This is a genomic window from Phenylobacterium sp. (assembly GCF_020253645.1).
Taxonomy (GTDB): Bacteria; Pseudomonadota; Alphaproteobacteria; order Caulobacterales; family Caulobacteraceae; genus Phenylobacterium.
Map to the genome: position 1 here is coordinate 1 of NZ_JADCBG010000079.1, position 19,618 is coordinate 19,618.

Annotated in this window: 28 protein-coding genes and 1 pseudogene; 13 read left to right on the top strand and 16 right to left on the bottom strand. The window is 66.5% G+C overall.

The window, feature by feature from the left end:
• The 3 genes and pseudogenes from INE98_RS05715 to INE98_RS05725 all read right to left on the bottom strand — a co-directional run.
• Positions 1-700 (bottom strand): annotated as a pseudogene (locus INE98_RS05715) (cytochrome P450); the annotation flags it as partial.
• Positions 701-876: 176 nt separating this feature from the next.
• Positions 877-1,092 carry a transposase gene (locus INE98_RS05720; RefSeq protein WP_293537288.1) on the bottom strand — a complete coding sequence of 72 codons (216 nt, stop codon included), beginning with the start codon at positions 1,090-1,092 and terminating at the stop codon, positions 877-879.
• Between the two features lie 142 nt (positions 1,093-1,234).
• A complete protein-coding gene (locus tag INE98_RS05725; RefSeq protein WP_293537290.1) occupies positions 1,235-2,128 on the bottom strand; it encodes an EamA family transporter in 894 nt (297 codons plus the stop codon).
• Between the two features lie 108 nt (positions 2,129-2,236).
• Between INE98_RS05725 and INE98_RS05730 the strand changes: the two genes are divergently transcribed.
• Complete coding sequence (locus INE98_RS05730) at positions 2,237-2,842, top strand: gamma carbonic anhydrase family protein (protein ID WP_293537292.1); 606 nt, start codon at positions 2,237-2,239, stop codon at positions 2,840-2,842.
• Here the strand turns inward: INE98_RS05730 and INE98_RS05735 are convergent.
• Complete coding sequence (locus INE98_RS05735; protein WP_293537293.1) at positions 2,809-3,954, bottom strand: acyl-CoA dehydrogenase family protein; 1,146 nt, start codon at positions 3,952-3,954, stop codon at positions 2,809-2,811. The two genes, INE98_RS05730 and INE98_RS05735, sit on opposite strands and share 34 nt — an antisense overlap.
• Before the next feature lie 49 nt (positions 3,955-4,003).
• The gene (locus INE98_RS05740) at positions 4,004-5,206 is read right to left on the bottom strand and encodes an acyl-CoA dehydrogenase family protein (protein ID WP_293537295.1); all 1,203 of its coding nucleotides are present in this window, start codon (positions 5,204-5,206) and stop codon (positions 4,004-4,006) included.
• A 204-nt stretch (positions 5,207-5,410) separates the two neighbouring features.
• Between INE98_RS05740 and INE98_RS05745 the strand changes: the two genes are divergently transcribed.
• Positions 5,411-5,623, top strand: coding sequence for a DUF1289 domain-containing protein (locus INE98_RS05745; RefSeq protein WP_293537297.1), 213 nt, complete (start codon positions 5,411-5,413; stop codon positions 5,621-5,623).
• A 76-nt stretch (positions 5,624-5,699) separates the two neighbouring features.
• On the top strand, positions 5,700-6,197 hold the full coding sequence (locus tag INE98_RS05750; RefSeq protein ID WP_293537299.1) for a TIGR02281 family clan AA aspartic protease: 498 nt from the start codon (positions 5,700-5,702) through the stop codon (positions 6,195-6,197).
• Here INE98_RS05750 and dusA read toward each other — a convergent pair.
• Entirely contained in the window at positions 6,120-7,163 is a 1,044-nt protein-coding gene (gene dusA / locus INE98_RS05755) for a tRNA dihydrouridine(20/20a) synthase DusA (protein WP_293537301.1), read from the bottom strand. The two genes, INE98_RS05750 and dusA, sit on opposite strands and share 78 nt — an antisense overlap.
• 491 nt (positions 7,164-7,654) lie before the next feature.
• On the opposite strand from dusA, the gene INE98_RS05760 reads away from it, so the two are divergent.
• The 3 genes from INE98_RS05760 (at position 7,655) to INE98_RS05770 (ending at position 9,724) form a co-directional block, all read left to right on the top strand.
• Positions 7,655-8,047 (top strand): type II toxin-antitoxin system RelE/ParE family toxin, encoded by a 393-nt coding sequence (locus tag INE98_RS05760; protein ID WP_293537303.1) that lies wholly within the window; start codon positions 7,655-7,657, stop codon positions 8,045-8,047.
• Positions 8,022-8,348, top strand: a complete 327-nt coding sequence (locus tag INE98_RS05765) for a DNA-binding transcriptional regulator (protein ID WP_293537304.1) — start codon at positions 8,022-8,024, stop codon at positions 8,346-8,348. The genes INE98_RS05760 and INE98_RS05765 overlap by 26 nt, the downstream gene beginning before the upstream one ends.
• Positions 8,349-8,920: 572 nt before the next feature.
• Positions 8,921-9,724: a GNAT family N-acetyltransferase gene (locus INE98_RS05770; protein ID WP_293537306.1), complete on the top strand. Its 804-nt coding sequence runs from the start codon at positions 8,921-8,923 to the stop codon at positions 9,722-9,724.
• A gap of 30 nt (positions 9,725-9,754) precedes the next feature.
• Here the strand turns inward: INE98_RS05770 and INE98_RS05775 are convergent, their stop codons facing one another.
• Positions 9,755-10,306: a GNAT family N-acetyltransferase gene (locus INE98_RS05775; protein ID WP_293537308.1), complete on the bottom strand. Its 552-nt coding sequence runs from the start codon at positions 10,304-10,306 to the stop codon at positions 9,755-9,757.
• 445 nt (positions 10,307-10,751) lie between these two features.
• Between INE98_RS05775 and INE98_RS05780 the strand changes: the two genes are divergently transcribed.
• Positions 10,752-11,501, top strand: a complete 750-nt coding sequence (locus INE98_RS05780) for an aminoacyl--tRNA ligase-related protein (protein WP_293515901.1) — start codon at positions 10,752-10,754, stop codon at positions 11,499-11,501.
• A 118-nt stretch (positions 11,502-11,619) separates the two neighbouring features.
• Here INE98_RS05780 and INE98_RS05785 read toward each other — a convergent pair whose 3' ends face one another.
• Genes INE98_RS05785 through INE98_RS05805 form a run of 5 tightly spaced genes read right to left on the bottom strand, consistent with a single transcriptional unit; the run spans position 11,620 to position 14,312 of the window.
• Positions 11,620-12,630: an alpha/beta hydrolase gene (locus INE98_RS05785; RefSeq protein WP_293537309.1), complete on the bottom strand. Its 1,011-nt coding sequence runs from the start codon at positions 12,628-12,630 to the stop codon at positions 11,620-11,622.
• Between the two features lie 12 nt (positions 12,631-12,642).
• Entirely contained in the window at positions 12,643-13,305 is a 663-nt protein-coding gene (locus INE98_RS05790; RefSeq protein WP_293537310.1) for an SdpI family protein, read from the bottom strand.
• Positions 13,302-13,601: a metalloregulator ArsR/SmtB family transcription factor gene (locus INE98_RS05795; protein ID WP_293537311.1), complete on the bottom strand. Its 300-nt coding sequence runs from the start codon at positions 13,599-13,601 to the stop codon at positions 13,302-13,304. Before INE98_RS05795 ends, INE98_RS05790 begins: the two co-directional genes overlap by 4 nt.
• 44 nt (positions 13,602-13,645) lie before the next feature.
• A complete protein-coding gene (locus tag INE98_RS05800; protein WP_293525384.1) occupies positions 13,646-13,954 on the bottom strand; it encodes a transposase in 309 nt (102 codons plus the stop codon).
• 43 nt (positions 13,955-13,997) lie between these two features.
• Positions 13,998-14,312 (bottom strand): transposase, encoded by a 315-nt coding sequence (locus INE98_RS05805; protein WP_293537312.1) that lies wholly within the window; start codon positions 14,310-14,312, stop codon positions 13,998-14,000.
• A 225-nt stretch (positions 14,313-14,537) separates the two neighbouring features.
• Here INE98_RS05805 and INE98_RS05810 point away from each other — a divergent pair, with 225 nt between their 5' ends.
• Genes INE98_RS05810 through INE98_RS05820 form a run of 3 tightly spaced genes read left to right on the top strand, consistent with a single transcriptional unit; the run spans position 14,538 to position 15,762 of the window.
• Positions 14,538-14,834: a hypothetical protein gene (locus INE98_RS05810; RefSeq protein ID WP_293515748.1), complete on the top strand. Its 297-nt coding sequence runs from the start codon at positions 14,538-14,540 to the stop codon at positions 14,832-14,834.
• Positions 14,835-15,497, top strand: coding sequence for a YafY family protein (locus INE98_RS05815; protein WP_293537314.1), 663 nt, complete (start codon positions 14,835-14,837; stop codon positions 15,495-15,497).
• A 4-nt stretch (positions 15,498-15,501) separates the two neighbouring features.
• Positions 15,502-15,762, top strand: coding sequence for a TfoX/Sxy family DNA transformation protein (locus INE98_RS05820; RefSeq protein WP_293537316.1), 261 nt, complete (start codon positions 15,502-15,504; stop codon positions 15,760-15,762).
• 126 nt (positions 15,763-15,888) lie between these two features.
• Here INE98_RS05820 and INE98_RS05825 read toward each other — a convergent pair whose 3' ends face one another.
• Positions 15,889-16,359 (bottom strand): DUF3291 domain-containing protein, encoded by a 471-nt coding sequence (locus INE98_RS05825; RefSeq protein ID WP_293537317.1) that lies wholly within the window; start codon positions 16,357-16,359, stop codon positions 15,889-15,891.
• A gap of 147 nt (positions 16,360-16,506) precedes the next feature.
• Complete coding sequence (locus tag INE98_RS05830; protein ID WP_293537319.1) at positions 16,507-16,956, bottom strand: GNAT family N-acetyltransferase; 450 nt, start codon at positions 16,954-16,956, stop codon at positions 16,507-16,509.
• A gap of 135 nt (positions 16,957-17,091) precedes the next feature.
• Here INE98_RS05830 and INE98_RS05835 point away from each other — a divergent pair, with 135 nt between their 5' ends.
• A complete protein-coding gene (locus tag INE98_RS05835) occupies positions 17,092-17,466 on the top strand; it encodes a hypothetical protein (RefSeq protein ID WP_293537321.1) in 375 nt (124 codons plus the stop codon).
• Here the strand turns inward: INE98_RS05835 and INE98_RS05840 are convergent.
• Positions 17,439-17,828: a DUF4345 family protein gene (locus INE98_RS05840; protein ID WP_293537322.1), complete on the bottom strand. Its 390-nt coding sequence runs from the start codon at positions 17,826-17,828 to the stop codon at positions 17,439-17,441. The genes INE98_RS05835 and INE98_RS05840 overlap by 28 nt on opposite strands.
• A gap of 21 nt (positions 17,829-17,849) precedes the next feature.
• On the opposite strand from INE98_RS05840, the gene INE98_RS05845 reads away from it, so the two are divergent.
• Both INE98_RS05845 and INE98_RS05850 read left to right on the top strand, forming a co-directional pair.
• Positions 17,850-18,593 carry a helix-turn-helix transcriptional regulator gene (locus INE98_RS05845; protein WP_293537324.1) on the top strand — a complete coding sequence of 248 codons (744 nt, stop codon included), beginning with the start codon at positions 17,850-17,852 and terminating at the stop codon, positions 18,591-18,593.
• A 245-nt stretch (positions 18,594-18,838) separates the two neighbouring features.
• The gene (locus INE98_RS05850; RefSeq protein ID WP_293537326.1) at positions 18,839-19,114 is read left to right on the top strand and encodes an HU family DNA-binding protein; all 276 of its coding nucleotides are present in this window, start codon (positions 18,839-18,841) and stop codon (positions 19,112-19,114) included.
• Positions 19,115-19,184: 70 nt separating this feature from the next.
• On the opposite strand, the gene INE98_RS05855 is transcribed toward INE98_RS05850, so the two are convergent.
• Positions 19,185-19,618, bottom strand: a 434-nt coding sequence (locus INE98_RS05855) for a pseudaminic acid biosynthesis-associated methylase (protein WP_367120168.1), incomplete at its 5' end; no start/stop codon positions are given.

Genomic DNA, 19,618 nt, shown 5'->3' on the forward strand with positions numbered 1-19,618 from the left:
CCAGGTCGTCGCGGGGCCTGGCCCGGCGGTCCTCGGTGATGCCGTTGAAGTACATCATGAAGTCCATGACGACGGACTGGATGGTGTCGACGCCGTCGGCGTTCCGGCTCATCTCCTCGCCGGTCCGGTTGACGTCCGGGTCGGCGCTGCCGAACAGCTCCTGGGTCAGCTTGAGCATGCGCGGCTCGTCGGACTCCGGCACGCCGATCACCTCCATGATCACGTGCAGGGGATAGAGGAAGGCCACGTCCCGGGCGAAGTCGCAGCGCCCGCCCTGGGCCGCCATGCGGTCGATGAAGCCCCGGGCGATCTCGCGGATGCGCTCCTCCAGCTTGCGCAGGTTCTGCGGCATGAACCAGCCCTGGGTCAGGCGCCGGTAGGCCATGTGGTCGGGGTTGTCCATCTGGACCAGGGAGCGGACCAGGTGGGGGCTGCCGCCCATCATCTCGCGCACCTTCCGGTCGGCTTCGATGGTGGTCAGGGTCGCCGACCGGTCGCCGTTGTGGAACAGCTCGTTCTGGCGCTCCACTTCCAGGATGTCGGCGTGGCGGGTGACCACCCAGAAGGGATCGAACCCCTCCGGCTGGGCCTGTTCCAGCGGGGCCTCCCGGCGCAGGTAGGCGAAGGCGTCGTCGATCCGCTTGCCATCGGCGTAGGCGCGGGGGTCGACGAGGGTCTGGGCGATGTCCTGGGCGATCACGGGGCGGCTCCCTGAGTGAGTCCTGTGGCCCGGAGTCGGACCCGGCGGGACCATTTCACCAAGTGAGCGGCCGTTCAATAAGGGTCGATCCGGAGGCCGGAGCTCGGTCGGCAAGGAACGCAAGGCCAATTTCTCCCCTGGGGGAGCTCCTGGCGCAGCCCGGTGAGCAACCATGTTCAAGCGGGTTGGGTTTTGACCCAGGGCTGTCTTCTGTGGAGGATGAGGTTGCGGCTTCGAAAGGCTTTGGAGCCGGGGTCGTAGCGCTTGGCGGCGAGGCTGGCGAGGTAGAGCATCCGCCGGACGCGGGCCCTGCCGCCGGTGATGAAGCGCAGGCCCTTCCACTGGCCGCTGTCGCGGTCGAAGGGGGCGACGCCGGCGGCGGACCTGCTCACCGCCAGCCCAAGAGGCTAGGGGGTCATCGGCCCTTCCGCCGGCAGTCCGCCTGGTGTGGGTGCGCCAGGCGGACGTCCCGGAAGACAACCGCACTCTAATCCAAATCGCACAGACAAGGGGCCCAGCGGCGACTCGGCAAGCCTAGCCGTCGCCGCGTCCGAAGACGAGGGCCAGGCGCGCCAGCTGGTTGAACCGGAAGGCGGTGACCAGGACGCCGATCAAGGCGAGCACGGCGCCGATCGCCATCCGCAGGTCGACCACGTCGCCGGTGAAGACCACCCCGAGGGCGATGGTGAAGATGGGCGTCATCAGGGTCAGGGGCGAGACCAGGGTCGCCTCGTAACGCTGGATCAGGGTGTAGTAGAGGGTGTGGGCCAGGACCGAGACGACGAGGCCCGAGAACAGGACGGCGGCCCCCAGGGCCCAGGGGTTGGCCACGGTCACAGCCGCCTGGCCCGTCTCGAAGGACAGGGTGTAGGCCAGGGTGGGGATCACCGAGGTCAGGCCGACCCAGGCTTGGAACTGCAGGGGCTTCACCCCCTCGATCTGCTTCATCAGCACGGCGCCGAAGGACCCGATCACCGCCGAGGCCACGACAAACAGAAGGCCCGCGGACATGTGCAGGCCGTCCGGGTTCCACATGACCAGCACCACGCCCGCCAGGGTCATGGCCGTGCCGGCGATCCGCCGGGCGTCGAGCCGCTCGCCCAGCAGGAACCAGGACAGGACCGCCGTGATGGGAACGCCCAGCTGGCTGACAATCGCCACCGCCGAGGGACTGGCGGTCTCAAGCGCAAAGAAGACCAGGGCGAAGGTGCCGCACCCCATGCACAGACCCACCAGGATCATCCGCCAGAGGGGCCGGGGAACGTTGCGCAGCCAGGGCCAGACCACCGCCAGCACCACGGCGAAACGCAGGGCGGCGTAGAACATGGGCGGCGCCTGGAGGTTGGCGATGACCAGCTTGGAGATGATCGAGTTGGCCGCCCAGATCAGGCAGACCAGCGTCATCAGGCCAAAGTCGCGCGGGGTCATGCCGGGGCTTTCGCCCGCTTTGCGGCGCAGGGCAACGCCTTTCCGCCCCGTGGCGGCGACTTGTCAGCCGCCCGCCGCCGCGCGAGGCTGGGGCAAATGGAGGACAAGATGACCGGACCCTTTCTCGGACCCGACGTGAAGGACCTGGGCGCGGCCTGGATCGACCCCTCGGCCCGGCTGTTCGGAGATGTCGAGATCCACCCCGGCGCCTCGGTCTGGTGCAACGTGGTGGTGCGGGCCGAGAGCGACCGGGTGGTGATCGGCCCGCGGGCCAATATCCAGGACTTCGTGATGATCCATGTGGGCGCAGGGACCGGGACCTTCGTGGGGGCCGACTGCTCGATCACCCATCACGTGACCCTGCACGGCTGCGACATCGGCGAGGCCTGCCTGATCGGCATCGGCGCCACCATCATGGACGGCTGCCGGATTGGCGCGGGGTCCATCGTGGCGGGCGGCGCCTTCCTGAAGGAGGGGACGGTGATCCCGCCCGGCTCCATCGTCATGGGATCGCCGGGCGCGGTCACCCGCACCCGGGACAACACCCTGGCGAACCGGCTGAACGCCTTCCTCTACCGCCGGAACGCGGAAGCCTACGCGACCGGGGACTACCGCCTCTGGTCCACCGAGGGCTTCCGCGCCGAAATGGCCGCCGAGCGCGCGCGCCTGGCGGCCGAGCTTCAGGCCGCCGCGCCGAGCGACAGGGCCTCGTAGCGGGCCAGGTGATGATCGGTGGAGCCGAACAGGCCCTCGATCATGGTGGCGCGCTTGAAGTAGTGGCCGATGGCCATCTCGTCGGTCATGCCCATGCCGCCGTGCAGCTGGATGGCGTTCTGCCCGACGAACTTGCAGGCCTTGCCGATCTGCACCTTGGCGGCCGAGGCGGCCTTGGCCCGCTCGGCGTCGCTGTCGGACAGGCGGATGGTGGCCATGTAGGTCATCGAGATCGACTGCTCGAGCTGGATGAACATGTCGACCATGCGATGCTGAAGGACCTGGAAGGACGAGATCGGCACGCCGAACTGCTTGCGCTGCTTGGTGTACTCGACCGTGCCTTCCTGCAGGCGGCGCAGGACGCCGCAGGCCTCGGCGCAGGTGGCGGCGATGGCCTCGTCCATGACCTTCTCGACCAGGGGCAGGGCCTCGCCCTCGCCGCCGATCCGGGCCTCGGCGCCCAGGACGACGTTCTCGAAATAGACTTCCGAGGCGCGGAAGCCGTCGACGGTGGGATAGTCGCGGGTGGTCACGCCCTTGGCCGACTTCGGCACGATGAACACCGAGATCCCGCCCGCGTCACGCTGGCCGCCGCCGGTGCGGGCGGTGACCACCAGATGGGTGGCGTAGGGCGCGCCGACCACCACGGCCTTGTGGCCGTTCAGGACATAGCCCGCGCCGTCCTTGCGGGCGGTCGTCTTCAGGTCGCGGAGGTTGTAGCGGCCCTGGGGCTCGGCATAGGCGAAGGCGAAGATGGCCTTGCCGGCGATGATCTGGCCAATCAGCTCGTCCGCGCCGGCGGGGGCGCCGTGCTTCAGGAAGCCGCCGCCGATGACCACCGTGCCGAGGTAGGGCTCGACCACGAGGGCTTTGCCCAGCTCTTCCATGACCACCATGTTCTCGGTGTAGCCGCCGCCGAGGCCGCCGAGGGCCTCCGGGAAGGCCGCGCCGAGGATGCCCAGCTCGTCAGCGAAGGCGCTCCAGACCTCCGGCCGCCAGTGCGGCTCGCGTCCCAGGGCCGCCCGGCGCTGGTCGAAGCCGTAGTTATCGGCCAGGTAGCTCGCGACGGTGTCGCGGAGCATCGACTGTTCTTCGGTGAAGCTGAAATCCATCTGTGTCCCGCCCGGGGCCGCAGCCCCTCCTGAGTGTCGCTAGGGTTCTTTAGAGGCCCAGCACCATCTTGGAGATGATGTTGCGCTGGATCTCGTTGGAGCCGCCATAGATCGAGGTCTTGCGGCCGTTGAAGTAGTCGCCGGCCAGGTCCAGCGAGTGCTGGGGCCCGATGCCGGAATTGTGGCCCGCCTCGCCCAGGAAGGGCGCGCCGTAGTGGCCGGCGGCCTCCAGGGCCAGTTCCTGCAGGCGCTGCTGGATCTCCGTGCCCTTGATCTTGAGGATCGAGCTTTCCGGGCCGGGGCCCTTGCCGCTGGACTCGCCCGCCAGGGTGCGCAACTCGGTGAACTCAAGGGCCGTCAGGTCGATTTCCAGCTCGGCCACCTTGCGGCGGAAGAAGGCGTCCTGGATCAGGGCGCCGCCGGCGTCGGACAGCTCGGTGGAGGCCATCTGGCGCAGGCGCTCCAGGCCACGCTTGGACCGGGCGACGCCGGCGATGCCGGAGCGCTCGTGGGCCAGCAGGGCCTTGGCGCAGGTCCAGCCCTGGTTCTCGTGGAAGACCCGGTTCTCGACCGGCACCTTCACATTGTCGAGGAAGACGTCGTTGACCTCGTGGCCGCCCTCCAGGGTGGTAATGCGGCGCACCGAGATGCCCGGGCTCTTCATGTCGATCAGCAGGAAGGAGATGCCCGCCTGAGGCTTGGCGTCGGGATCCGTGCGGACCAGGAAGAAGCCCCAGTCGGCGTGCTGTCCCAGCGTGGTCCAGGTCTTCTGGCCGTTGACGATGTAGTACTCCTTGCCGTCGTCGCCGGTCACGCGCTCGGCGCGGGTCTTGAGGCTGGCGAGGTCGGAGCCCGAGCCCGGCTCGGAATAGCCCTGGCACCACCAGACCTGGCCGTCACGGATGCCCGGCAGGAACTTCTGCTTCTGCTCCTCGGTGCCGAAGGTGTAGAGCACGGGCGCCAGCATGGAGGCGCCGAAGGGCAGGACGCCGATGGTGTCGGCCCGAGCCTGCTCCTCGGACCAGATGTACTTCTGGGTGGGGGTCCAGCCGGTGCCGCCCAGCTCCACCGGCCAGGACGGGACGGCCCAGCCCTTCTTGGCCAGAATCCGGTGCCAGGAGAGATAGTCTTCCTTGCCGAGGGTCTCGCCGCGCTCCTGCTTCTCGCGCAGCGCCTTGGGGTAGTTCTCGGCGATGAAGGTGCGGACTTCCTGGCGGAAGGCGTTGTCCTCGGGGGAGAAATCCAGGTTCATGAGACAGCTCCGGCGTCTGGCGCGGAAATACGCGCCTTTCCGCCGCCCCACATAGGTCAAGGACCGTCCCTTGAAAAGCGCCGCAGCCAGATGACGTGAGGGCAGGCCTGAACCGGACGGTCCGCAGCGGATGCATCGGGGGCTTGTCGCTCCAACCCCGGTCAAAGCAGAATGATGCTCCGGTGACGGGAAGGGCCAGAAGACATGAGCGACAACGAGCGACCTGCGCCCATCCGTACGCCCTGCATCAAGGTGTGCGTCATTGATGGTGAGAGCGGGCTCTGCATGGGCTGCTACCGCCGGCTGAACGAGGTGGCCGGCTGGTCAAAAATGACTCCGGAGGCCCGGGATGCGGTCATGGGCGAGCTGCCGTCGCGCCGCAGCCTCATCCGCCCCGAAAAGCTGGCCATGTTCTGACCGGAGTCATTCACTTCCGGCTAACCATCCTCGCCTAGCCTGCCCCTGCGCATTCCTGCGCGGAGGCGGATCCGACATGCAAAGGACGGCCCTGATCGCCCTCGCCGCCGCCGTGGCGGCCGTGGCCGCAGGCCAGGCTGTCCTGATGCTGGCCCCGGCGGTCCGCGCCGCCTCGGCCACACTGCCCGGAGGCCATCCGCAGGGTCCCGGAACCGCCTCGGTGGCCATGGGCCATGACGGACACTACTGGGCCGAGACGCGGATCAATGGCCACCCTGTGCGGATGCTGGTGGACACCGGGGCGACCGTGGTCTCCCTGTCCGCCGCCGACGCCCGCCGGGTCGGGGTTGACCCGGCTTCCCTGACCTATGGCCTGAAGGTGGCCACCGCCGCGGGTGAGGCGCGCGCCGCCCGGATCACCCTGGCTTCGGTGGCGGTGGACGGCGCCGTGGTGCGCAATGTCGATGCCCTGGTCCTGGACCGGGACACGGACGCCTCACTGCTCGGCATGAGTTATCTGCGCCGGCTCTCCGGCTTCGAGGCCACGCCCCAGGCCCTGCGCCTGCATCCCTGAACCCGCCACCTCCGCCAGGGCCCTGAGGATCACCTCGACGCCGGCGCCCGGCCGGACCGACTCCACCGTCAGGATGCGCCGCCAGGCCCGCGCCCCGCGCCGACCCTGGAACAGGCCCAGCATGTGGCGGGTCATGGCGGCCAGGGAAACGCCCTCGGAAAGCCGCGCCTCCACATAGGGCAGGTAGGCCTCCACCGCCGCCTCCGGCGTGACGATGGCGGCCTCGCCGAAGATCCGGGCGTCCACCTCGCCCAGCAGGCCGGGGTCGTGATAGGCGGCCCGGCCCAGCATCACCCCGTCGAAGTCACCCAGCAGGGCCTCAGCCGCATCCAGGCCGCCGATCCCGCCGTTCAGCACGATGGTCAGACCGGGTCGCTCCCGCTTCAGCCGCCGGACCAGATCATAGTTCAGGGGCGGGATGTCCCGGTTCTCCTTGGGCGACAGGCCCTTCAGGATCGCCTTGCGGGCGTGGACGATGAAGGTGTCGACCCCGGCGGCGGCGCAGGCATCGACCAGGGTGAAGAGGCTGGCCTCCGGGTCCTGGTCATCCACCCCGATCCGGCACTTCACCGTCGCCGGGACTGAAACCGCCTGCCGAATGGCGGCCATACAGTCGGCCACCAGGGCCGGCTCCAGCATCAGGCAGGCGCCGAACCGGCCCGACTGCACCCTGTCGGAGGGACAGCCGACATTCAGGTTGATCTCGCGATAGCCGAAGTCCTCGCCGATCCGCGCCGCCGTCGCCAGCTCGCCCGGATCGCTGCCCCCCAGCTGGAGGGCGACGGGATGCTCGGCGGCATCAAAGCCCAGCAGGCGATCGCGGTCGCCATGCAGGACGGCGGCGCTGGTGACCATCTCGGAATAAAGGAGGGCGCGCCGCGTCAGCACCCGGTGGAAGGACCGGCAGTGACGGTCCGTCCAGTCCATCATCGGGGCGACGCAGAAGCGGTGGGCGGTGTGGGTCATTCGCGTCCTGCCCGGATCCCGTCCTGCCGGGACCAGAGGCCGCCGAACTAGATCAGCCGCCCGGCGCTTGCAAACGGGAAACGGCCTCAGCCTATCCCGCCGGCAGGCCGATCCGGTGCTGGATGAAGCCCGTTCGCAGGGCGACCTTGTCGTAGAGGGCGATGGCCGTGGCGTTGTCCTCGCGGGTCAGCCAGTAGACGCGACTGGCGCAGTGACTCTCCTTGCAACCTGCGCTCGAGTCCGGAAGAGCTGGCCATCAGGGAGCCAAATTTTCACGGGCTGCGCGATGAAGGCCCAGACCGTCTCCTTGAGCCTTGCTTCGCCATTGAACAAGTGGCCCTGGTGACGGGCCACAAAGACTGGAAGATGTTTCAGATCTGTTCGCACCAAAAGCCAGAGTCCCTGCATGCCATCGCCGCGTCGAGGGCGGCATGATGACGCCCTTGAAAACTATAGCTCTTGGAGCTACATATTTTGGGGTTTGTTAGACGATGAGCGTCTACAAAACCAAGGAGTTTTCGAGGTTCGCCCGCAAGGCGGATCTGAAGAGTGCGGATCTGCTCGATGCCGCCCAGGCTGTGGCGTCCGGTCAATGGGACGCAGACCTCGGCGGCGGCGTTTTCAAGCAGAGGATCGCCCGGTACGGCGGCGGCAAGTCCGGCGGCTTCCGGACGATCATCCTGTTCAAGGTCGGCGGACACAGTTTCTTCGTCCACGGCTTCGCCAAGAACGAGAAGGCGAACATTTCGCCCAAGGAACTCAAGGCGCTGAAGGCGTTGGCGGCCACCTTCCTGGCCCTCGACCTGAGCGCCATCGAGACGGCGAAATCCGCCGGTGAGATTGCAGAGGTTACGATCGATGACGAAGTCGGCAGGCAAGACTGAAGGCGGTATACTCGGGACGGTTCACAAGACCGCTGCCGGCCTGCATCGCGCCGGCGTCATCGACAAGGCGACCATGCGCGAGTTCGACGTCCTGTGCCTGACCCCGGTAACGCCCATGGCGCCGGAGGAAATCAGGGCGCTGCGGGAACGCGAGCAGGTCTCCCAGCCCGTGTTCGCCAGCTACCTGAACGTTCGCAAAGATGCTGTCAGCAAATGGGAGCGCGGGGAGAAGCGACCGGACGGCCCATCGCTGAAACTGCTGAACCTGGTAAAGTCGAAAGGGCTGCAGGCCATTGCCTGACCCTAGCCCGACGCTGGTTCCACCAAGCGTTTAAGGCTCTCTCTAAATTGGCGCAAGGCGTAAAACTTTCGTTCTATTCAACCTCTTTCCGAAAATCGCACATGAAAAACACTTGCTATGCCTCGCTTTAGACAGCTGATCTTACTGACCTATTCGCCCTAAACCCCCCAACGCACCTCGCGGCTTTTATCCTGCCATCGAAATTTTCTGGCCGCCGATCCCGTCATTTCTGCGACTTCACCGTCGAACGCCCTATTCCCGGAATGGCGGGATTACGGCGTTACAGCAGGGCTTGAGGGTTCGAGTTGGAGGTCTGAAACCTTGGCCAAAGAGAGGATCGCCACCCTCTGTGGGTAGCGCCTACCCTTGGCCAATCGAAATAGGTGACGTCATATCCCAGGGCTGCCTAAGAGAGACGCGCATTGACTACGCAGGACACGCAAGCGGAGCTCCCATCAAGGCGCTACCAGGGCCTCGCCGACCTTCCAGCGCTTATCGCCTTTGCAAGCGCCTGCACTGCCCAGCGCTCGCCCCTCCGCTCATCCTGGCATCCGGGTGACATAGCCTGGGCGTTGCAAACGCGCGCCGACCAGCCGCAGCCGTGCCGCTTCTGGTCGGGTCCCGACCATGTCGAGGCGCTCGCCTGGTTTCAAAGCGAAGGCGAGGTCTGGATAGAGACCCTTCCCGCTAGCGAGCATCTGGTCCGCACCGCCGTCCACTGGGCCGAGGACACCTGCCGGCGCCGCCTTGCCAGCCAAGGCCAGCCCGCCGAAAGTCGACTCCGGATCCGTGCACTGGCTGCCGACCTCCGCCGCATCACGATGCTCGAGGAGCTCGGCTATCGGAAGGCCAGACCCGATGGCGTCTGCTTCCGGCGCGACTTGAACGGCCCCATACAACCGCCTGAACTGCCACCCGGGTATTTGTTGAGGGACAGCATCGGCATCGACCCTGTGCTACGCGCCGCCGCCCACCGTGGTGCTTGGGATCACCTGGAACATCTCGGCATCTCAGCCCGCTCGCAGTTTTCAGCGGAAGCCTATCTCAGTCTGATCGCCCTACCCGTCTATGACCCTTCGCTCGATATTTTGGCCGTGGCGCCGGATGGCAGTTTTATCGCGAACTGCATTTTTTGGGCGGACGAAGCGAGCGGCGTTGGCGTATTCGAGCCTGTCGGCGTTGCACCCGTCCATCGGGGCCGGCGGTTGGCCGGAGCCGTCATGCTCGAAGCGCTCGCAAGACTAAGTGCGCGCGGCCTCATCGAAGCTCGCGTCGGCACCGCCCACTTCAATCACGCAGCCATCGCCGCTTACGTCGCGGCCGGTTTCGAGCAGGTGGATTCATCGCATTGGTGGGCGAAAGCGATCGACAAATAGACTCGTCATGCGCCCGATCTGGGCTGAAGGTCACGTTACGCGTTGCCAATCAGCGCGGGTAATCTCGTATTCCACATCACCAAGATGACTGTCTGCCAGAGGATCCGGCCAGTCGAAATAGACTGTACGGACATAGGTAAGACCTGCCTTTTCCATGACCCGTCTAGAAGCATGATTGGCAGCCATTGTCGTTGCCACGATCCGATTCAACTGCATTTCGACGAAGCCTTTTCGCACCAAGGCGCGCGCGCCTTCTGACGCAAATCCTTGGCCCCACGCCGAGCGGCAGAGCCTATAGCCAAGTTGGGCGACGGCCTCGCTGTGGGGCGTCAGGGAAAACCAGCCGATGAAGGTCCGAGACGCAACCCCAACGGCGGTCCAGATGCCGGGCTCGCCCCCACGGGGCATCAGGAAGTCCGCTTTCGGATCGAGCCCATCCTCGGGCGTCGGACGTCCACCGTTTATGAAGCGCATGACCTCGGCGTCACGTTCGAGCGCGATCAGATCGCCCCTGTCGGCCTTTCGCACCGGCCGCAGGGATAGTCGAGGCGTATGGAGGGTTGCCGATTGATCACCTTTCATGCTGCCTCTCATCATTCGTTTAGTGGCCCAATACAATATTTGAAGCGTCCCGGGTTCTCCTGAGGCGGGTTCTTTTGAGTCATGTGACCATATCGAGGGTCTCTCGCGCCACATAGTAGTTGGCTTCAGCCTCGGCGGGCGGGATATGCCTGATGGGACCGGACAAGCGATGATTGTTGAACCAGTCGACCAACCCCGGGTGTTCGAGCTCGGCGCCGAGCGGTCATTCGATATTGTCTCGCGGCTGCCTTGACCTTATGAAGTCCCCATGATCGCGATTTCGATCATCGTTACGCCTTTCGAGCCGAGCGCCGTGCGCGCAGTCGGCGGCCGAGGTCTGCGCGTCTCCGGATAGTCGCGGGCGAGGCTGACTGCCGTTCCCGCACGCCCGGGGACGTTAAGCCCAAGCCCTCATCTCAGACCTTCCAGCGACCAAGAGGCCGCCATGCTTTCCATTTATAACGCCAATGGGCTCGTCCACTGGACCGAGCGCGACATTCGCCTGCGCGACATGATGACCGCGCACTTTGCGGGCGAGGTCAGCGCATTCCTCAAGACCACCAACCCGGCCTGGGACGTTCGCCGCGTCGAGGCGCCGATCCTGACCCCGCGCGAACTCATCTCGGCCGCCTACGGCGCGGACGACGTGTTCGTGCAGGCGAAGCTCTCTGAGCACGACCACGAACTGGTCCTGCGTCCGGAGACTACGCCGTCGACCTATGTCTACATGCAGCACCTGCTCAACAGCCACCAACGCGTCCGTCCCCCGCTGTGCGTATGGCAAGCCGGCAAATCGTTTCGGCGCGAGCAGGACCAGCCCACGAAACACGTGCGGCTCAAGGAGTTTTGGCAGCTCGAATTCCAGTGCGCCTACACCTCAGACACCGCCAACGACTATCACGGCGGCTGCCTCGAGCCGGTCCGTCGAATGATCGGCGCCATGACCCGACTACCGACCCGCGTTGTGCCTTCCGATCGCTTGCCGGCCTACTCGCAGGTCACCATGGATGTGGAGGTCGACAACGGCGACAAGTGGATGGAACTGGCGTCCATATCGCGCCGCAAGGACTTCCCGCAGACGGTTCGTGTCGGGTCGAAGGGCGGCGAGGAGCGCGAGGTCGACATACTCGTCCTCGAAGTCGCCATCGGCCTCGATCGATGCGTCCACGCCTGGAACCAGGCGGAAACTCTCTGAGCGCATCTCCGGCGCTTCACTTGGCCCGCCCGCGACCTCGGCGTTCGATCGCCGGGAGCCGCGGGCGGGAAAGAGCGAGACCCCTCGGTTCGAGGCAGTTCCGCCGCAGGGCGCCCGCTCACCAGGACCCGGCGGCGCGGGTCCTGGCGAGCGCCACGAGGCGTTGCACCTCGGCCGCCACAAAGTCCGGATCGTCGCTGGCGATATTGTGTCCCTTGTTCGGGGCGACAGACAGCCGCGCATTGGAGGACAGCCGCAACAGCCGTCGCTGCGCTTGAGACCACTCGGAGGCCCCAGCCGTGCGTGGGTCCCCTTCGGCTCTGGTGATGACCACCAGAGGCGTGGATCCCAAGCTTCCGAGCCCGCCCACGCGCCGGTCCTTCGGCGGCGTCGCATCGTAGGCGGCGATCTCGTCCAAGGCGGCACGCCAGTGCCCCGGCCTCGAAAGCTGCGAGATCGCGGCCTGGCGGTAGTCGGGTCTGAGGTGATCAAGGACAGGCGTCAGCTTCAACAGGCTACCCAGGAGATGCGCCTGAGCCAAGTATTCGAGGAGCCTGAGCTGCCACAATTGACGACGAAGATCGTCGAGGTGAGAAAAGACAAACTGCTCCTCCGCAGCATCGACCAGGACCAGCCCCACGACGCGGTGCGAGCCGAGTACCGCCTCCTTACGCGCCAGCATGCCTCCGAACGAACTGCCGACCAAAAGGTAAGGTCCCGCCTCCTCCATCCTTTCCAAAGCCGTCCAGGCGTCGGCGGCGCGGGCTTCGAAGTCGCGCCCCGGCGTTGCGGCGTCGCTGAGGCCAAGGCCCGCACGGTCATAGGCGCAGGTCCGCGTGTACCGGGCGATCCGATCCTGTAAGGGATAGTTCAGGACCGCAGGGACGGCTCCGCCGGTTTCGAGAAGCACGAGGGGTGCCCCCTTCCCTATGCACCTGACATGGAGCGCTCGGCCGCCGACATCAACAAGTTCTCCTTCGACTATCGTACCAGCGTTGCGGGCTCGGAGACCCGTCTCCGCCCCCCTCCCGGCCACCAGCGCGCCGCAAATCGCCAGAGTGATCAATAAGACAAGCCAGACGAAGACCTGGCGGGGCCAGCCCGCGCGAACCGATAGCTTGAGGGTCATGATTGGCTCCAGTCAGTCCCGGGTCCGACCCCAGACGCGATGGCTCTCCAGGACGGCGGCAAGGGCGCCGAGCAGCGCCAGGGTCGCCGCCGCGCTCAAGAGGATTGCCCCGGAGGTGGAAGGGGATGCGATCAACAGGACGAGGCCTCCCCAGAAATAGAACCGCCCAAGCAGGCGGTTCGACTTTTCCCATGCCAGGGGACTTCTCTGCGTCCACGGCGTCTGGACGCCGACGAGCCGGTTCTGCCGCACCTTGCCGAGGATCGTGCCGAAGGCAGCGAGCAGGACCGCGACGCTCACTGCGGCCGCCTTCGACACGCCGAGAAGGGCATGGGCATGCGGATGGAACATGCCGGCTGCGCTTGCGATCCCGACGCCGGACGCCAAAGCCAGAGTCAAGGCGAGGGCGAGGCGGCCCACGGCGAGTCCGCGCAGTACCGCCTCTGGCGTTGCGGGCCGGGCAGCCGCCCACCCAAGGACCACATAGGCGATCGCGCCCGCGGCGGTCAGGCCGGGAAGCAGGATCTGCAGCTCCGGCCCACCGATGGACATGCCGGCGCTCGGGTCCCGGCTCGCCGTCGCCACGGTCGCCGCAGCCTGGGTGAGAACGGCCAGCCCCGCCCCAAGGTCGATGAAATCTGGGCGCCATCCACGCCCGGGGAAAGTCGTGGTCATTCCGCGTCCTCGTTTCTGGTGAACTTGCCTGCGGGCACCGGCGAGCCAATCAGCCCGAGCAGGAAGGCGATTGCTTCTTCGGCTGCAGAGATGTTGAGCCGATAGGAAACCGAAGGGCCGACCCTGACCGCGTCCACTAGGCCCGCATCCTTAAGCGCGGTGAGATGGCCCGTCACCGTCGGCCAGGTCACATCGAACGCAGCCGCAATGTCGCCGGACGTCATGTCGCCGGCGCGGAGCATTTCCACGATCTTGCGCCGGAGCGGGTGCGAGAGGGCTTTAAATAGCGAATTCATTAGGGAACATCCTAATTCGGATATTTCCTAATTCAATCCTTGGTCTAGGCTGTGGACTCAATCGGGATCCACCAGGTGACGGCGGCGGCGAGTAGGACAGCGGAGAGGAAATTGTCTGCTCGCTTGTCGTAGCGGGTTGCGATGCGGCGGAAGTCTTTGAGACGGCATAACATTCGCTCGATGGTGTTGCGGCTGCGGTAGGCGACCGGATCGTAGGTGTGCGGGTGCTTGCGGGTTGGGTTTGGCGGGATGACGGGTTCGCAGCCTCGCTCGACGAGCCAGTCGCGCAGCTTTCGAGCGTCGTAGGCTCGATCGGCAAGAAGCTTGCGAGGCGTCGGCACGAGCTGGAGCACCGCGCCGTCAGAACCAAGGCCCTGGGTCGGCCAAGGTCGTCGGTCAGCGCATGGACATTGGTCGTTCGTCCGCCGCGCGAGGCTCCGATAGCATTGTCGAAGCCCCCCCTTTTGCGCCGGCTGCCGAGCGGTGCGCCTTGACGTAGGTGGCGTCGATGGCGCCGGTCACGACATCGCTCCTGCCTGTCAGGGCATAGAATATCCCGCTCCAGACCCCTTGGCGGCTCCAGCGATTGAACCTGTTGTAGACCGTCGTGTAGGGCCCGTACTCGGGTGGGCAGTCGCGCCACTGGGCGCCCGAGCGAAGCATGTGCACGATGCCGCTGACGATCCGCCGGATGGCTCCCTCATCATGCAAGACACAGCGCTTGCCGCCTGAACCCGCGCGACCGACGCCGGGGTCATGCGCGCATGATCCCGGCCACAAACAGAGAAGCGGACACTTCACGAGTTCCAAAAACCGGACAGATTGACTCGCTAGCGACACTCTGACTGCGACGGTGGGCGCCCCCGGAGTCTCCTGACAGAATGCTGTCAGTTGGCCTAAGATACCCAGCGGCGGGGCGCAAAGGAGGCCCCGTGAATGACAACACCTGTCCTCGAAATTGCAGAATTCCGCACGACCGGAGAGACCTCGGACTTCGTAGCCGCCGCCGAGGCCATCACCCCCTGGCTGGCGGCGCAGCCGGGGTTTCGCGCCCGTCGGCTGGCCCAGATTGAGGAGGGCGTCTGGATCGACTGCGTGGAGTGGGACGACATGGAGTCCGCCAAGTCCGCCGCCGACCGGATCATGGAGACCGACGCCGCCGCGGCCTTCATGGCCCGGATCGACTTCAGCTCGCTCACCATGCGCCACGCCCGCATTGTGATCTCACGGTAGATGCGCCGCGCAGACCGCCTCTTTGCAATCCTGCAGGCGCTGAGAGGCGGTCGCCTTCGGACTGCGGCCTCGCTGGCGGAAGGCCTCGAGGTCTCGGTCCGGACAATCTACCGGGATATTTCCGATCTTCAGGCGAACGGCGCACCGATCGACGGCGAAAGGGGCCTGGGCTTCCTGCTCAGGGACGACTTCTTCCTGCCCCCTCTCGCCCTGACGCCTGTCGAGCACGAGGCCCTGCGCTGGGGCCTGGCGCTGGCGGCGGCTCACGGGGATGAAGCCCTCTCCTGGGCGGCCCGGGATGTGCTTTCAAAGCTCGGGGTCAGCCAGGCCCCCTTCCATGCCACGCCTTCGCTGACGCCCCTGCAGAAGAAGCTCCTGCAGGGCGTAAGGGAGGCGCTGTCGCGGTCAAGGCGCCTCGAGATCACCTATGAGGACAGCGCGGGCGCCGTGTCCGCCCGGACCGTCCGGCCCCTTGGCCTGGAGCACTGGGGTCGGGTCTGGACGCTGACGGCCTGGTGCGAGAGCCGCAATGACTTCCGTGTATTCCGGATCGACCGAATACGCAGCTTCAAAGACGGGGCGCCCTTCAGACCCGAGTGCGGCCGGACGATCGGGGACTTTGTTGCGGCGGTGCGCGCACAGGCGAGGCGTCAGGATGGATAGGCCGGTGTCGGAGCTTCGGGGTCTTGGGACGGTATCCGCCCGCCTGCTGGCCAGCGTCGGCATCCATCGGGAATCCGATCTGAGGTCGGTCGGCCCGGTCGAGGCCTTCGCCCGGGTCCGGATGGCTGCAGACCCCCGGGTCAGCCTCAACCTTCTCTACGCCCTGCAGGCGGCCCTTCTCGGCATCGACTGGCGCCGGCTCTCCCCGGAGGTCAGGCGCGCCTTGCGCGAAGAGGCTCTTGGTCAGCGGCGCGGGCGGCCCTGAACCCGCCCCGCCGCCCTACCCTGCAGGACGGCCGCGCAGGAGGTCTGGCCCGCGTCCATCAGGACCCGGGAGCCTGGGGCGCGTGAGGGTGTTCCTACCGGCAGCCTCCCGTCTCACGCACGTTCGTCAAGGATCAGGTCGATCATCCAGAAATCTGGGCGGAGGAAACGGGTGCTTGAAGCTGAAGGCGTCCTGCGTGGGTCCGAGCTGTCTGAGCCGTTCCAGCCGCTCTTCCCCTTCCCTGACGCCGGGACGATGACCCTCGGGGACCCACCAGAGCGCCATGGCGCCGTCGATGGGCTCGCACCATTCGTGTCGTCGACGCATGATCTCGCGATGGGTCTCACTTCGATAGACGAAGGCCGCAAGGGCGTTCACGTCCGTCCAGACGGACATGTTCAGCTCGATTTGGGCGTCGCCATGGATGCGCAGATCCGGGGAGGCGCCACCACCGTCCGTCAGGCGCCACACAAATCCCGGGTGGGCTTCAGCGGTCGCGTTCACGCGATCCAGACTTCGCACGAACTCTGCATTCTCCGGATGGGCCATCGGCAGGCGAAACCGCAGGATATTGATCTGCGCTAGATGATGAAGCAAGCAAAGCCTCCACCGCCCTGGGGCGGGGCCAAGTCAACCCGCCGGATCACAGTCTAGCCCAAAATCCGCCCTGCAGAAGCGGACCCCGGCGCGGCGGAACGCGAGGGACCTCCTCGGCAGGAGGCGTCCCGCCCCGGCCAGGCCAAACTACTCCTGCGGCAGGTCGATCCGGAACTGAATGAAGCCCGTCGGCAGGGCGACCTTCTCGTAGAGCGCGATGGCCGTGGCGTTGTCCTCGCGGGTCAGCCAGTAGACGCGGCTGGCGCCCTCCGCCCTCGCCCGGTCGCGGACGGCGGCGATCAGGGCGCGGCCCACGCCGGCTCCGCGGGCGTCCGGGGCCGTGAACAGGTCCTGCAGGTAGGCGTAGTCGCCCGTCGTCCAGGTGGAGCGGTGGAAGATGAATTGGACGATCCCGACCAGGACACCGTCCCGCAGGGCGCCCAGCACGAACATCGGCTCGGCCGGGTCCATCAGCCGCCGCCAGGTCTCAGCCGTCGTCCCGTCGTCGATGTCGACTTCATAGAAGCGCTGATAGCCCTTCCAGAGAGGCAGCCATTCCAGCCGATGCCAGTCCTCCAGAGCGATGATCTCGATCATCGGAGACCTCCTTTCCATTTCCGCCAGACCTGGCCCGGACGACCTGTACAGGTCGACCGGTCGATCTTCCCAGCCGTCGGTTGCTGAAAGCCAAGACGCCGCTGATGCGTCAGTCTCCTCGAAAGGGAGATCGACATGGAGACATTCAACCGGCTGGCCTGGATCCTGCTCGCGGCAATCCACGCACCGCCCGCCATGGCCGCGTTCATCCCCGGCATGATGGGAAGACTGTACGGCGTTGCACCGCAAGGAGAGGTGGGCCTCATGCTGGCCCATCGGGCGTTTCTGTTCCTGGCCGTGGCCTTCGGGTGCCTCTGGGGGGCGATCGACGCCGAGGCACGACGGCCGCTCAGCGTCATCGTCACGATCAGCATTCTGGGCTTCCTGATGCTGTACATCGCAGCTGGGGCGCCGCCAGGTCCGCTGCGAAGGATCGCCCTCGTCGACGCCGCGGCGCTGGCCCCCCTCGCCTGGGTAATGCTTCAAGCCTGGGGCCCCAGGGCGGCATAGGCGAGGAGGATGGCCACCACCGTCTCCAGAGCAAGGTAGGCGGCGGGCAGGCGGCCGAGGGTCCGGTCCATCATCGCGGAAATGAGACGACCGCCCGCCATGCCGGCAAGGGCGGCGGCGACCGTCAGGCACACCCCGACCCTCAGGTCGGGAAGCGCCAGAGCGGCGGCAAGGCAGGCCGCCATGGCGAGGCCAAAGCCGCCGTAGACGGCCCGCACCTCGTTCCGGCCGGCCGCCGTCAGGGTGGAAATGTCAAACTGCCGTGACACCAGGAGGGGGCGTGCGAGGGCGCCGACTCCCATCAAAGCAAAGGCTAGGATCGCGGCGAGGACGGGAAGATCGAGTAAGGAGGGATTTGTCATGTCCGGAGCCTACATCGCGCCATGACACCGCGATTTCATCAGTCGACGGCCTGCATCTGGCTTCGGGGCGCCCGCGCGGCCTACCTGGGACCCGGGCTGGACCTCGCGCCCCACCGGAACGCCGTGGCCGTGATCGCGCTCGGACTGGAAGCGCCCCTTGATCTTGCCGTCTTCGAGGGGAAGGGTGCTGTCCCGGGAAGCCGAACCCTCCGGTCCGCAGTCATTCCGGCGGGCGTTCTGCACCATCTCCGCGCCCGCGGCCCCATGGCCTTCCTGTATCTCGACGCCCTGGTGGACGATGACATCACCTCCCGGGTTCAGGAGCTCCGCCTTCCAGACTGGGGGCGTGGCGCGCCCGGCGACCTCATCCTCGGCCTCTGGGGAGCCCTCGACCTGCCCGGACGCCCGTCACCAGACCCCAGGATCGTCACCCTCCTGAGGGCGCTGGAAGACGACCCTGACGCCTTCTCAAGCTTCTCGGAGGCCGCCGGCAGGGTCGGGCTTCGTCCCTCCCGGGCGCGGGAGCTGATCCGCGAGGCAGTCGGTGTTCCCTTTCGCCGCTACCGGCTCTGGCGGCGAATGGCGTGCGCAGGGCGCGAACTGGCCCGGTCCCGCTCTCTCACGGAGGCGGCTTACGCCGCAGGCTTCGCCTCTTCGGCTCACTTCAGCACGGCCTTCCGGTTGATGTTCGGGCTGACGCCCTCGGCCCTCCTTAAGGCCGGTGTCCGCTTCGACATCGACGACGCTCATGGGCCTGGCGCCTGATCCCCCGGTTTGGATCCCTGGGCGCCCTATGCGGATCGAGGATCCGGCGGGGGCGCTCAACAGGGATCAGACCGGGGCCATGTGCGTCCGCGCCCGGCGCGCGCGCCGCCCTCCGCCGGCCGATTCCAGCACGCAAGCGCCGAAACCGCCCGTCTAGCGGACCATTCCGGCATTTCACGCAGGTGACATATGCGGCCGAGCTTGGCAGGGTCTTCTCAAGCGATTCCCTGCTTGAAAGGTCTTCCATGAACATTTCCGATCTCGTTGACGCCGTTGCGGCGACTGACTCCAAGCTGACCAAGGCCCAGGCCAAGGCCGCCATCGAGGCGACCTTCGCCGCTATCCGCGGCGCCGCCGCGAAGGGCGATGAGGTCTCCATCCCCGGCTTCGGCAAGTTCGCCGTCCAGTCCAAGCCGGCCCGCACGGGTCGCAACCCCTCGACCGGCGCCACCATCCAGATCGCCGCATCCAAGGCCCTGAAGTTCAAGCCCGCCAAGGCGCTCAAGGACGCCCTGGGCTAAGGCCCGCGTCACGGACCGGCGCTGAGGCGCCGGTCCGGCTTCGCCGCCGGCGTGGCGGGTATCCGTCGCCTCAGAGCGGCTTTTCCAGAAGAAACCAGTTCGTATCATCCTGCGGGAAATAGTTGTCCCGCCGGTAGACGAACCCGTAGTCGACCAGGCGGAGGCCGAAGCGGTCCATCATTTCGCCCGCGAAGTCCCGCTTGAAGAGCCGGTCCGTATTGCCCCGGTAGTTCACGGTGACCGGGGTCGGATTGAAGGACTCGCACACCATAATGTACCGACGGGAGAGCGCGTGGAGGTTGTCGTAGACCCGCGTCAGTTCCTCCGGGTGGATATGGATCAGCACGCCCTTGGTGAAGGCGAGGTCATAGGTGCGGTCGGCGGGGATCTCCTCCAGCACGCTCTGATGATGAATCTCTGCAATGCCGAGGGCGCGCGCCCTCTCCACGGCCCTGGCGTTGATCTCGTAGGCATGGAGGGCGATCTCCGGATCAATCCGGTTCA